12 protein-coding genes are annotated in these 12,576 nt (G+C 66.5%); 5 read left to right on the top strand and 7 right to left on the bottom strand.

Annotation, left to right across the window (positions count from 1 at the left end; translation table 11 throughout):
- Positions 1-12 precede the first annotated feature (12 nt).
- The gene (locus tag Q0C57_RS09720; protein ID WP_296575580.1) at positions 13-852 is read right to left on the bottom strand and encodes a hypothetical protein; all 840 of its coding nucleotides are present in this window, start codon (positions 850-852) and stop codon (positions 13-15) included.
- Between the two features lie 463 nt (positions 853-1,315).
- Here Q0C57_RS09720 and Q0C57_RS09715 point away from each other — a divergent pair, with 463 nt between their 5' ends.
- The 4 genes from Q0C57_RS09715 to Q0C57_RS09700 all read left to right on the top strand — a co-directional run bounded on the left by Q0C57_RS09715 (position 1,316) and on the right by Q0C57_RS09700 (position 5,132).
- The gene (locus tag Q0C57_RS09715; protein ID WP_296575577.1) at positions 1,316-2,350 is read left to right on the top strand and encodes a TRAP transporter substrate-binding protein; all 1,035 of its coding nucleotides are present in this window, start codon (positions 1,316-1,318) and stop codon (positions 2,348-2,350) included.
- A gap of 91 nt (positions 2,351-2,441) precedes the next feature.
- Positions 2,442-3,017, top strand: a complete 576-nt coding sequence (locus tag Q0C57_RS09710; protein ID WP_296575574.1) for a TRAP transporter small permease subunit — start codon at positions 2,442-2,444, stop codon at positions 3,015-3,017.
- Positions 3,014-4,333: a TRAP transporter large permease gene (locus Q0C57_RS09705; protein WP_296575571.1), complete on the top strand. Its 1,320-nt coding sequence runs from the start codon at positions 3,014-3,016 to the stop codon at positions 4,331-4,333. Before Q0C57_RS09710 ends, Q0C57_RS09705 begins: the two co-directional genes overlap by 4 nt.
- Positions 4,334-4,373: 40 nt before the next feature.
- Complete coding sequence (locus Q0C57_RS09700) at positions 4,374-5,132, top strand: SDR family NAD(P)-dependent oxidoreductase (RefSeq protein WP_296575569.1); 759 nt, start codon at positions 4,374-4,376, stop codon at positions 5,130-5,132.
- A 43-nt stretch (positions 5,133-5,175) separates the two neighbouring features.
- On the opposite strand, the gene Q0C57_RS09695 is transcribed toward Q0C57_RS09700, so the two are convergent.
- The 5 genes from Q0C57_RS09695 to Q0C57_RS09675 all read right to left on the bottom strand — a co-directional run bounded on the left by Q0C57_RS09695 (position 5,176) and on the right by Q0C57_RS09675 (position 9,285).
- Complete coding sequence (locus Q0C57_RS09695) at positions 5,176-5,940, bottom strand: SDR family NAD(P)-dependent oxidoreductase (RefSeq protein WP_296575567.1); 765 nt, start codon at positions 5,938-5,940, stop codon at positions 5,176-5,178.
- A 172-nt stretch (positions 5,941-6,112) separates the two neighbouring features.
- On the bottom strand, positions 6,113-7,348 hold the full coding sequence (locus tag Q0C57_RS09690; RefSeq protein ID WP_296575563.1) for an acyl-CoA dehydrogenase family protein: 1,236 nt from the start codon (positions 7,346-7,348) through the stop codon (positions 6,113-6,115).
- 29 nt (positions 7,349-7,377) lie between these two features.
- Positions 7,378-8,049 (bottom strand): TetR/AcrR family transcriptional regulator, encoded by a 672-nt coding sequence (locus Q0C57_RS09685; RefSeq protein ID WP_296575559.1) that lies wholly within the window; start codon positions 8,047-8,049, stop codon positions 7,378-7,380.
- Positions 8,050-8,146: 97 nt separating this feature from the next.
- Positions 8,147-8,875 carry an aspartate/glutamate racemase family protein gene (locus tag Q0C57_RS09680; RefSeq protein ID WP_296575557.1) on the bottom strand — a complete coding sequence of 243 codons (729 nt, stop codon included), beginning with the start codon at positions 8,873-8,875 and terminating at the stop codon, positions 8,147-8,149.
- A complete protein-coding gene (locus Q0C57_RS09675) occupies positions 8,872-9,285 on the bottom strand; it encodes a DUF3830 family protein (protein WP_296575555.1) in 414 nt (137 codons plus the stop codon). Before Q0C57_RS09675 ends, Q0C57_RS09680 begins: the two co-directional genes overlap by 4 nt.
- A gap of 150 nt (positions 9,286-9,435) precedes the next feature.
- On the opposite strand from Q0C57_RS09675, the gene Q0C57_RS09670 reads away from it, so the two are divergent.
- The gene (locus Q0C57_RS09670; RefSeq protein WP_296575552.1) at positions 9,436-10,437 is read left to right on the top strand and encodes a Gfo/Idh/MocA family oxidoreductase; all 1,002 of its coding nucleotides are present in this window, start codon (positions 9,436-9,438) and stop codon (positions 10,435-10,437) included.
- Positions 10,438-10,485: 48 nt separating this feature from the next.
- On the opposite strand, the gene Q0C57_RS09665 is transcribed toward Q0C57_RS09670, so the two are convergent.
- Positions 10,486-12,546: a 3-hydroxyacyl-CoA dehydrogenase NAD-binding domain-containing protein gene (locus tag Q0C57_RS09665; RefSeq protein WP_296575790.1), complete on the bottom strand. Its 2,061-nt coding sequence runs from the start codon at positions 12,544-12,546 to the stop codon at positions 10,486-10,488.
- Positions 12,547-12,576: the final 30 nt, after the last annotated feature.

Raw genomic sequence — 12,576 nt, 5'->3', positions numbered from 1 at the left:
CCGGTGGCATTGTCAGATGCGAAGGAAAACAAATTCCGAATAGGCATGGTCGATCGCGGCCACCGGGCTGACGCCCCGGACGAAGCTTGGTCGGGACCGGGTCGAGAACCACGCGCCTTTGGGTGTATCCTGGCGATTGGCGGGCATTTCCAGACAGATCACGCCTCGCGACAGCAGAAAACGCGCGATGGCCCCGATGTTGCGGCGAACTGACGCAACGTCGTCGGCATAGACGAGCCGGGCCGCCGGCAGGCCCTTGCGCCGGCCGAGGCTGAAGACCAGCGGGCGACTGCCCTCCGGATCGACCAGGGCGCAGGCGAGACAACCGAGGCCCAGGTGATCCTCGACGATACGGCCGAGAGCCGCGTCGAGCGCGATGGTTTCGACCGGACCGATCTGTCCAGGCCCCGACTGGAGCGCCTGGACCGGCAGGGCGAAGATGACGCCGCCGTCATGGCAGCGCACGAAGCCAAAGCGGCCGATCATGTCAGTGACGGCAGGGCTCGGGGTCAGGTCGGTGAAGCTATCGACCGTCTCGGCAAGGACCTTCTGCAGCATGCGCGGCGCCATCAGACGAAAACGCTCTTCGACATACCAGCTGGACAGATTGACGACAGTCTGCGGCGGTGCGCCATCGGCCTGTTCGCGGCGGCTGCGCATGGTGAGGATCACGCCGACGGCTTCACCCTTGATCCGCATGATCTGGCCGATGGGACCGAGGCCCTGGGCATCGTGAAAGGCAGACAGCCGGTCGAGCCCGGCCGCCCAGAAGGGCTCCGCGCGCATGGGAAAGCCGCGCGCCAAGAGCGCCCGCGCCTCCCCCATCGTGTCTCGTCCGATCGCCTCCAGCATTGCTACGACACTAGCAGCGAACGGGCTGGCCGGCGGGACAATATGGACGCGTCCTTAACTGTCATGGTGAACCGCCATGGTGGTCGCCTCGCGGCCTCTTGACTCGAAAGCAGCCGGTTCCGCCGAGGAAACGACTGAATACGTCCGATCCCTACGAGAAAACCGCTACGGAAGGGTTATGGTCCTGTGGCCCGGGGCTGCGACGGATTGCCTCGATTTACCGGGTAAAGCCACAGGCCCGGTCACATGCGCAACGGTTACAATCCCGGCCACCGGTCCGGCAGAGCGGATGTGCGTTGCGAAATATCCGTTCAGTGCACTGCAATATAAATCCATTTAAATTCGCGCCGCAACATGGGCTTTTGCAATTGTCCGGCCCCAGATCGTTCTGACATACTATCTGGCCTACCCAGGACAACATGGGCGCACCGCAAGAGTGCAAGGCAACTGTGGAGGAATCGCAATGAGCATGCGCAAGGACACCCATACACGGAGCGGCGTGGAACGCAGGCAGGTCATCCTCGGTCTCGGCGCCGTCTCCGCTGCGGCCCTCGTCGCCAGCCCGACCGTGCTGCGCGCCCAGGCCCCGATCACGCTGAACGGTGCCGTCCAGTTCAACGACGACCATGCCTTTACCAAGGCGCTGGTGCGGTTCGAGGAGCGGGTCAAGGCGCTCTACGGCAAGCCGGTCAATTTCAACCTGCACAAGAACTCGTCGCTGGGCCTCGAGAAGCAGTATTTCGAGTACATGGCCCAGGGCCGCGCGGTGGACTATGCCATCGTCTCACCGGCACACATGTCCACCTTTGCCCGCGCCGCGCCCTTCATCGATGCGCCCTTCGTGTTCCGCGACGTGGCTCATATGGGCAACGTGATCAAGGCGAAAGTGCTGAAGCCCATCGAGGACGAAGTGGAACGGCGGGCGGGCGTGCGTCTCATCGGCCATGCCGGCGGCGGTACCCGCAACATCTTCGCCAACAAGCCCTTCAAGAACCTTGCCGAGATGCGCGGCCTGAAGATCCGCGTCCAGGGCGCGCCGATCTGGTCGCGCACCTTCGCCGCAGCGGGCATGTCGCCGACCGTCATCGCCTATAACGAGGTCTACAACGCCATCCAGAACGGCGTGATCCAGGCGGGCGAGAACGAGGCGGCCGGCGTCGAGGCGATGAAGTTCTTCGAAGTGGCGCCGAACCTCGTGCTGACCCAGCACGCGGTGTCGATCCGCCCGATCTGCTTCTCGATGAAGATGCTGACCACGCTGCCAAAGGACCTGCAGGACGCTATCGTGGCGGCCGGTGCCGAGGCCGGCGAATTCGGCCGCCAGGTGGAATCGAGCGAGGACAGCGCCAAGCTGGAGACGCTGGAGAAGGCCGGCCGCCTGAAGCGCATCGTGTTCGAGGAACGCGACGCGATGAAGAGGCTGACCGATCCGGTCATGGCCGCCTATGCCAGGGAGATCGGCGCCGAGGCCATCTTCGGACAGCTCAGCGGCGTCTGACGAAACCGTTCGGCCGGCCCGCCGCCCCGGCGCGGCCGGCCGGCCCGTTGCGGCGCGCCGGCGCCGTTCCATCGTTCTCCGAAAGCGCATCATGACCCCGTCCGACAGTCCTGCCGTGGGGGAGGCACCGAGCCTCTGGCGGCGGTTTACGGCCGCCTATGCGAGCCTCCTGTCCCATCTTGTCGTGGCCTCGGTCGCCGTCCTCATCATCCCGGTCAGCCTGCAGATCTTCTCGCGCCATACCGCGCTGATTCCGAGCTATATCTGGACCGAGGAGATGGCGCGCTTCCTGTTCATCTGGACCATCTCGATCGGCGCCATGATCGGCGTCAGGGAATCGACCCATTTCGAGGTCGACGTCATGCCGGAACTGCCGCCCCGGGCCGAGGCGGTGGCCCGCCTGATCGGTCGCATCGGCACGCTGGTGCTGGCCTGCGTCTTCGTCTTCGCCGGCACGAAATTCGTCGAGTTCGCCTGGTTCCGGACCTCCGAACTCGCCGACCTGCCGCTCTGGCTCATCCACCTGCCCTGGCCGATGATGGGCGTCACCTGGATCATCTTCCTCGGCGAGCAGATGTGGGACGACGTGCTGATCGCCGCCGGCCGCAAGGCATCCCCGGTGAAGCCCGCCATCAACGATATCGAAGCCGGGACGCTCAACCTATGACCGGCGCCGTGCTGACCTCGGGCCAGGCGGCCTTCGTGCTGTTCGGGGCCTTCTTCGGGCTGCTCGCCTTGCGCGTGCCGGTGGCTTTCGCCCTCGGACTCGCCTGTCTGCCGATCCTCCTGATCGAGCCGCGTCTCGACACCGTGACGCTCATGTCGGAGAGCTTCAACGCCTTCAATTCCTTCATCCTGCTGGCGGTGCCGTTCTTTCTGCTCACCGCCAACCTGATGAACACCGGTGGCATCACCGACCGCCTCTTGAAGCTGTCGCGCAGCATGGTCGGCCACTGGCCGGGCGGCCTGGCACAGATCAATGTGGTCCTGTCGCTGTTCTTCGCCGGGATTTCCGGCTCATCGACGGCGGATGCCGCCAGCCAGTCGAAGATCTTCATCGAGGCCCAGCGCCGCGCCGGCTACGACGATTCCTTCTCGGTCGCCATCACCGCCGTGTCCGCCGTCCTCGCGGTCATCGTCCCGCCGTCGATCCTGATGATCGTCTGGGGGGGCATCCTGACGACCTCGATCGGCGCGCTGTTCCTCGCCGGGATCGTCCCCGGCATCCTCATCGCCGGGGCGCAGATGGCCACCGTCCACATCTATGCGGTGAAGCGGGGCTACCCGACCTATCCGCGCGAGACCTGGCGGGCCCTGCTCTGCGCCTGCGCCCATTCCTTCCTGGCGCTGCTCACCCCCGGCATCATCATCGGCGGCAAGATCTTCGGCTGGTTCACGGCGACTGAATCGGCGGCGATCGCCGTGCTCTATGCCGGCGTCCTGTCCTTCGTCGTCTATCGCGAGATGAACCTGAAGGGGCTCTACACTGCGCTGCTCGATACCGGCCGGCTCACCGGCGTGATCCTGTTCTGCGTGGGTACGGCGAGCTGTTTCGGCTGGCTGCTGGCCTATTACAAGATCCCCGAAGCCATCCTGACCGGCGTCTCGACCTGGCAGATGGGCTTCATCGCCACCGGATTCTTCATCGCCGCCGTCTTCCTGATCGTCGGCTGTTTCCTCGATGCCATCCCCGCCATCATCATCTGCGGGCCGATCCTGCAGCCGCTGGCGAAGGCGGTGGAGATGGATCCGGTCCATTTCGCCATGATCGGCATCGTCTCACTCGCCTTCGGCCTCGTCACGCCACCCTACGGGCTCTGTCTGATGATCGCCTGCGCTGTCGCGGGCCTGCGCATGCGGGCGGTGATCAAGGATACGATCTTCATGCTGATCCCGCTGTTCATGGTGCTGGCGCTGGTCATCGTCTGGCCGAAGGTGACGCTGTTCCTGCCGAGCCTGATCTCGCCGGAATTTCTGAACTGACGCGGCCAGCGTGGCCGTTCATCGCCATCCGAGGGAGTGCATGATGGATTTCAAGGGCAAGGTCGCACTGGTCACGGGTGGCGCATCGGGCATCGGCGCGGCAGCGACGCGGGCCTTTGCCAAGGCCGGCGCCAAAGTCGCCTTCACCTATATTTCCAGCGGCGCGGAGGCGAACGCGCTGGAGACGGAGATCGCAGCGGCCGGCGGCAAGGCCCTGGCCGTCAAGGCGGACCTGACGCGGCAGGATGAAACCGATGCCGCCTTTGCGGCAGTGCTGCGCGCCTTCGGCACGCTCGACATCGTCTTCACCAATGCCGGCGGCATCCTGCAGCGGGTCGGCACGACCGCATCCTCGCTCGACCTGTGGCAGCGCACCTTCGACCTCAACGTCATGTCCACCTATCTCACCTGCCAGGCAGCGGTGAAGATCATGACGGAGAAGAAATCGGGTGCCATCGTCACCATGTCGTCGCTGGCGGCGATGGACGGCGGCGGGCCTGGCGCGCTGCACTATGCCGCGTCGAAGGGGGCCATCGTCACCTATACCCGCGCACTGGCGAAGGAACTCGGGCCGCTCGGCATCCGGGTCAACGGCGTGGCGCCGGGGCTCATCGACACGCGCTTCCACGTGCAGTTCAACACGCCGGAGGGGCGGAAGTCGGCGGTGGAGGGCACGCCGCTCCGGCGGGAGGGGACGGCGGAGGACGTCGCCAATCTCGTGCTCTTCCTCGCCTCGGACATGGCGGCCTTCATCACCGGCGAGACGGTGCAGATCAACGGCGGCCGCGGGCTCTACTGAGACGATCGGCAATCGGACGACTGCCGACCGCCTGATCTCCCGCTCAGATCGTGACGCCGCCATCCACCACCAGGCACTGCCCGGTCATGTAGGTCGAGGCCTTCGAGCCGAGATAGACGGCGGCGCCGGCGATCTCGTCGGGGTCGCCGATGCGGCGCAGCGGCGTCTCGCGCTCGCGGGCCTCGCGGGCTTCCTTGTCCTCCCACAGCGCCCTGGCGAAGTCGGTCTTGATCAGGCCCGGGGCGATGCAGTTGACGCGGATATTGTGGCGGCCGTGCTCGTGGGCGAGGTTGCGGGCAAGCTGCATGTCGGCGGCCTTGGAGATGCAATAGGCGCCGATCACCTCCGAGCCGCGCAGGCCCCCGATGGAGGAGACGATGATGATGGAGCCCTCCTTCCGCGCGATCATCTCCGGCACGACCATGGAGATCAGCCAGTTGTTGGCGACGATGTTGTTGGTGAGGATCTTGCCGAAGGCGTCGTCGGTGATGCCGGCCATCGGCCCGTAATAGGGGTTCGAAGCGGCATTGCAGACGAGCACGTCGATCTTGCCGAGTTGGCGGCGTGTCTCGTCGACGAGGCGCTGCAGGTCCTCCTTCGACGAGATGTTGGCCGGCACGACGATGGCGGTGCCGGCGCCGTGCTTGGCGTTGATGGCATACGCCACCTCCTCGCAGGGCCCGGCCTTGCGCGAGGAGATGACGACCTTGGCGCCATGCTCGGCCATGCGCTCGGCGATGGCGCGGCCGATGCCGCGCGAGGACCCGGTGATGACGGCGACCTTGCCGCTCATGTCGAAGAGAGTCATGGCGTGTCCTTCCTGGCTTATCGTTGTCTGGTCGGCTGACTCTCCCTTCCGTCATGCCCGGCCTCGTGCCGGGCATCCACGACTTTCCTGACAGTGCGGTGTTCAAGTCGTGGATGGCCGGGACAAGCCCGGCCATGACGGTTGGGGCGAAGCCTGTGAGGCTGACTGCTTCTCAATGGCTGGCGTATTTGCCCATCTCCATCCGGGCGATGGACCGGTTGTGCACCTCGTCCGGACCGTCGGCGAGGCGCAGGGTGCGGATGTGCGCATAGGCCTTGGCGAGACCGAAATCGGTGGTGACACCGCCACCGCCATGCGCCTGGATGGCGTTGTCGATGATCTTCAGGGCCATGCGCGGCGCCGCCACCTTGATCATAGCGATCTCGAGCTTGGCGACCTTGTTGCCGACCTTGTCCATCATGTCCGCGGCCTTGAGGCAGAGGAGCCGCGTCATCTCGATATCGATGCGGGCCTCGGCGATGCGCTGCTCCCACACCGATTGCTCGGAGACACGCTTGCCGAAGGCGACGCGCGACTGGATGCGCTTGATCAGCTTCTCCAGCGCCATCTCGGCGACGCCGATGGTGCGCATGCAGTGATGGATGCGGCCCGGTCCGAGGCGACCCTGGGCGATCTCGAAGCCGCGACCCTCGCCGAGCAGCAGGTTGCCGGCGGGAACGCGGACATTCTCCAGCAGCACCTCGGAATGGCCGTGGGGGGCATCGTCGAAGCCGAAGACCGGCAGGTGGCGCAGGATCTTCACGCCGGGCGTGTCGAGCGGCACGAGGATCTGCGACTGCTGCATGTGCTTGGCCGCGCCCGTATCGGTCTTGCCCATGACGATGGCGATCTTGCAGCGGGGATCACCGACGCCCGAGGACCACCACTTGCGGCCGTTGACGACGTAATGGTCGCCGTCGCGGCGGATGGAGGTCTCGATGTTGGTGGCATCGGAGGATGCCACCGCCGGCTCGGTCATCAGGAAGGCCGAGCGGATCTGGCCGGCCATGAGGGGGCGCAGCCACTGCTGCTTTTGCTCCTTCGTGCCGTAGCGGTGCAACACCTCCATGTTGCCGGTGTCGGGGGCCGAGCAGTTGAACACCTCCGAGCCGAAGCCGACGCGGCCCATCTGTTCCGAGCAGAGGGCATATTCGAGATTGGTCAGCCCGGCGCCGTGAAACTCGTCGTCGTCATGAGCCTCGGAAGGCGGCAGGAAGAGGTTCCACAATCCCTCGGCCTTGGCCTTGGCCTTCAAGTCCTCCAGCACCGGCACGACCTGCCAGCGGTTGGCTCCGAAGCCTTCCATCTGGGCGTCATAGGTGGGCATGGCCGGATAGACATGGGCGTTCATGAAGGCGATCACGCGGTCGCGCCAGTAGCGCTGGCGTTCGGACATCGAGAAATCCATGGACTTCCTCTCCTCTTGGGTCTTGTGGATCAGCTTGGGGATATGGCGAGGCTGCGGGCGACGAGCGCGATGAACTCCTCGCGGATGCGCACGAGGTCGACGCCCTCGGGGTCGAGCACCCACTGGGCCATGATGCCGCGCAGAGCGGCGGACAGAATGAGCGCCTGGGTGCGCGCATCGATGTCGGGACGGATCTCCCCCGCCTCCATGGCGCTGCCGATCAGGCGGCCGAACTCGGTGGCCGATTCCCGGTTGAAGGTGGCGACCGCCTCGGCAAGGGCCGGTTTGTGGGCAGCGCCCATCAGCACGGCGATATAGGCGCGCATCTTGACCATGCCGACTGCGGGGCGCTCGAAGGACGCGTCGAGCGTGGCCATCAGCCGGGCAAGCCCGGATGTGCCGCGCAGGCGCTCGCGGCGCTGCTGGCTGAACTCGTCGTGGATGGCTTCGGCCATGGCGGCGAGCAATTCGTCGCGGGAGCCGAAATAGTGGGCGGCGAGACCGCGGCTGTAACCGGCGCGCTCCCCGGCCTCGGCCAGGGTGACGCCGTCGATGCCCTTCTCGGCGACCAGTTCGGCAGTGGCGGCGAGGACGCGGGATTCGGCTTCGGCCCGCCGTTCGGCCTGGGTGCGCCGACGCCGGATGGCGACATCGGCTCCCGCCTCCGTCACCGCTCGCTTCTGCGCACCCGCCGCACCCATCGCCTCGTCCCGCCGTATTATTTGCTTGCTGACAAACAAATAACATCGATGACCACGGGTCAAGGGCGAAGAGCGTTTCGAGCCGGATGGGGGATGGTCAGCCGAAGCGGCGCGGCCTCAGGCCGGCATGGAACCAGGTGATCATCGAATAGATGTCATAGACCGGCCGTCCCACGGCCGCGGCCAGCGCGGCGGCATAGGGCGGCATGTTGGTGCATTCCAGCACGATGGCACCGACCTCGGGATGGCGGGCGACGAGATCACGGCCGGCGGCGACGATGTCGGCCTCGGCCAGGGCGATGTCCATGTCGGTCTTCTCGGCCTTGATCAGCACCCGGAAGAACTCGCGCCCGCCCTCGGTGCCGACGACCGGCACGTCGCGCGGCACGCCGGCCGCGTCGAGATGGGCGGCGGTGAGCGAACTGCGGCTGACGGTAATGACGCCGACGCGCTGGCCCGGCGGCAGCGTCGCCTGGACCCAGGGCACCTGCATCAGCGAGGAGGTGGCGACGGGCACGTTCACGGCTTCCGCCAGTTCGCGCTGGAACAGCGACAGGAACCCGCAATTGGTGGTGATGGCCTCGGCGCCGAGGTCGACGAGGTCGCGTGCCGCGGCGATGAAATCCGGCAGCAGGCCGCGCGCGCCCTGGAGCACGACGCGTTCGGGATCGGCGCCGCGCACCACCCGGAACAGCACCGGGAACGGCCAGGTCGTGCCGTTGCCCATGTCGCCGGGAATGCGCGGAAAGCGCGCCTCCAGCATGAGGATGCCAAGAGGCGCGCCGTAGATCGCCTTGCCGCCGGGTGCGATGCGGGGTGCCGTCACAGCGCGTCGAAGCGAATCGGGTGGGCGCCCTTCAGGAGGACGAGCCGGCCGAGCGGATGGACGTTCTCCAGGCCCTCGACAATGGTCAGGAAGTGGTTGCCGGCGAGCTGGCCCGCCTTGGAGGCGAAGCAGACCGGGCCGTAGGAAAGGAGGATCTCGGTCTCCGAGACGCCGCCGGGATAGAGGATGATCTGGCCGGGCGCCGGATAGGAGGTGGCGTTTTCATAGTCGACGCCGAAATTCAGGTCGCCGAGGGGCATCCAGACGCCCTCCCCGCTCCAGCGCACGTGGATGATCTCCGAGATGAAGGGCAGCGCCTTCTCGAAGGCGGCGCAGGTCTTCGGCGCGGCCTCGGTTTCGAGCTTGGCGACGAAGGTGTAGGGGCCGGCAGTGATCTTGATCTTCTTCATGGGACGCTCCGAAAGAGGCGGCGAAAGTGCATGGCAGCCGCCGCGGAGGCAAGTGGCAATGCGGAGGGTTGTGCAGGACTGCCGAAGTGCCACAGAATGAGGGGTAGCCGCGCGCAAGATGCGGCACGGGAGAAGCATCGGGGGCAGGGCATGGCACGGATCCGTATCGGGATCATCGGGCTTGGCAATGCGGTGGAGCCGCATGCGAAGAGCCTGATGGATCTGGGCAATCGCGTGGAGGTCGTCGTCGCAGCCTCGCGCAGCGAGGACCGGCTCAAGGCCTTCGCGCAGCGGTTCAGCTTTCCGATGACCACCGATGTCGAAGGCGTCCTCGCCAGCCGCGACATCGATGCGGTGTGGATCCTGACGCCGCCCCATTCCCATCTCGAACTGGTCAAGCAGGCGGCGAAGGGCCGCAAGCACGTTCTGCTCGAAAAGCCGCTGGACATCACGCTCGACCGGGCCGCGGCGATCGTTTCGGGCATGCGCGGGTCCGGCCTCACCCTCGGCGTGACGCTGCAGCACCGGTTCCGACCGGCGGCGCTGCGGCTGAAGGCGATCCTGGCGGAGGACGGGCTCGGCACGATCGGGGCAGCGTCCTGCACCGTGCCCTGGTGGCGTCCGCAGGCCTATTACGACCAGCCCGGCCGCTGCACCCTGGCGCGCGATGGCGGCGGCGTGCTGCTGACGCAGGCCATCCATACGCTCGACCTGTTCCGCTCGCTGGTCGGGGATATGACGGTGACCGCGGCGACCGCCGCGACCACCCCTGTGCACCGCATGGAGACCGAGGATTTCGCCGCGGCGCTGGTTCGGCTCGCCAACGGCGCGCCTGGCGTCATCCAGGCCACCACCGCCGCCTATCCAGGCGGCGAGGAGCGGATCGAGATCATGGGAAGCCTCGGCACGGCCTGGCTTGCCGGAGGCAGTCTCAAGGTCGCCTGGCTCGATGGACGCGAGGAGGTGCTGCGGCAGGAGGGGCCGACCGGCGGCGGCGCCAATGTCATGGACTTTCCCCACGACTGGCACCGGCTTCTGATCACCGACTTCCTCGATGCGATCAAGGAGGGCCGGGACCCCGTGGTCTCCGGCGAGGAGGCGCTGAAGAGCCAGGAGCTCATCGGCGAGATCCTGGAAAAGGCGGGCTGGTAGCATGTGGGTTGAAGGGCCGGCCGCATGCGCCGGCCCTCATCCTTGCCCTCAAAGGTCCTTGAAGCCCTTGCCCTCGGCCACCAACTTCTCCAGCAGCGCCGATGGCTTGAAGTCGGCGCCGTGGCGGCCCTCGAACGCCCTCATCACCTTCAGCACCTCGGAGAGGCCCACCGTGTCGCCGTAGAACATGGGGCCGCCGCGATAGACCGGCCAGCCATAGCCGTTGATCCAGACGATATCGATATCGGAGGCGCGGATCGCCTTGCCCTCCTCGAGGATCTTCGCGCCCTCGTTGATCATCGGATAGATACAGCGCTGCAGAATCTCCTCGTCGGAGATCTCACGCCGGTTGATGCCCTTCTTCGCGGCGAGGTCGAGAATGATCGTCTCGGTCACCGGCGAGGGTTTCGCCACACGGTTCTCGTCGTAATCGTAGAAGCCGGCGCCGGTCTTCTGGCCGCGGCGGTCCATCTCGCAGAGGATCTCACGCACCGTCTCGCCCTTCGAGGTCTCGCGCGACCAGCCGATGTCGAGGCCGGCGAGGTCGCTCATGGCGAAGGGTCCCATGGGCAGGCCGAATTCGTAGAGCACGCGGTCGACGTCCCAGGGCATGGCCCCCTCGAGGATCAGCTTGGTCGCCTCGCGCTGGCGCTGGGCGAGCATGCGGTTGCCGACGAAGCCGTGGCAGACGCCGACGAGGACGCCGACCTTGCCGATCGTCTTGGCGAGGCCCATGGCGGTGGCGATCACATCCTTCGCGGTCTTCGCGCCGCGCACCACCTCGAGCAGGCGCATGACATTGGCCGGCGAGAAGAAATGCATGCCGATGACATCCTCGGGACGCGTCGTCATGGCGGCGATCTGGTCGACGTCGAGATAGGAGGTATTGGTGGCGAGGATGGCGCCGGGCCTGGCGATGGCGTCGAGCTTGCCGAAGACCTCCTTCTTGATGTCCATATTCTCGAAGACCGCCTCGATGATGAGGTCGCAATCGGCCAGCGCCGAGAGATCGAGCGTCGGCGTGAAGAGCGCCATGCGGGTCTCGACATCGGCCATGGTGAGGCGGCCACGCTTGGCGGTGTTCTCGTAGTTCTTGCGGATGACGGACAGGCCGCGGTCGAGGGCCTCCTGCCTGGTCTCGACGATGGTGACGGGAAGTCCGACATTGACGAAGTTCATGGCGATGCCGCCGCCCATCGTGCCGGCGCCGATGATGCCGACCCTGGCGATCTTGCGCGTCGGCGTGGTCTCGGGAACGTCGGGGATCTTGGCGGCCTGACGCTCGGCGAAGAAGACGTAGCGCTGGGCCAGGGACTGGGTGCCGACCATCAGGCGCATGATGGTGTCGCGCTCGTATTTCAGGCCCTGGTCGAAGGGCATGGAGACGGCGGCCTCGACGCACTGGATGCAGGCCTCGGGTGCCTCGAAACCCCGGAAGCGGCGGGCATTGGCCTTGCGGAAGGTGGCGAAGATGGCGGGATCGGCGACGAGCTTCCCCGCGCGGTCACGCACCTTGGCCAGCGGCGCGGCCTCGGCGACGAGCTTGGCGGCGAAGGCGAGCGCATCCGCCCTCAGGGTCGCTTCGCCGGCGACGGCGTCGACGAGGCCATGGGTCGCGGCTTCGGCCGCCTTCATCGGCTCGCCGAAGGCGATGACCTCGAGCGCCCGCTCGATGCCGATGAGGCGCGGCAGGCGCTGGGTGCCACCCGCCCCGGGCACGAGCCCGAGCTTGACCTCGGGAAGGCCGAGCTTCGCCGAGGGCACGGCAACGCGATAGTGGCAGGACAGCGCCAGTTCGAGCCCGCCGCCAAGCGCCGTGCCGTGGATAGCGGCGACGACCGGTTTCGGGCAGCCCTCGATGATCGCATTGACCTCGCTGAGCGGCACGCCCTTCGGCGGCTTGCCGAATTCGGTGATGTCGGCGCCGGCGATGAAGGTGCGGCCGGCGCAGTGGATGACGACGGCCTTCACGGCGGGGTCGGCGCCGGCCTTCTGCACGGCCTCGGCGATGCCGGTGCGGACATGGGCCGAGAGCGCATTCACCGGCGGGGAAGCGACAGTGACGACGGCCACGGCCCCTTCGGCTGCGAGATCGATGACGTCGTTGATGGCGGACACGGGCAAACTCCTTGGATGCAA

Origin of the sequence: Phreatobacter sp. (assembly GCF_022843985.1) — a bacterium.
In the GTDB taxonomy this organism is placed as follows: Bacteria; Pseudomonadota; Alphaproteobacteria; order Rhizobiales; family Phreatobacteraceae; genus Phreatobacter.
The sequence above is the reverse complement of the archived record's forward strand: the minus strand, read 5'-3'. Positions and strand labels throughout refer to the sequence as shown.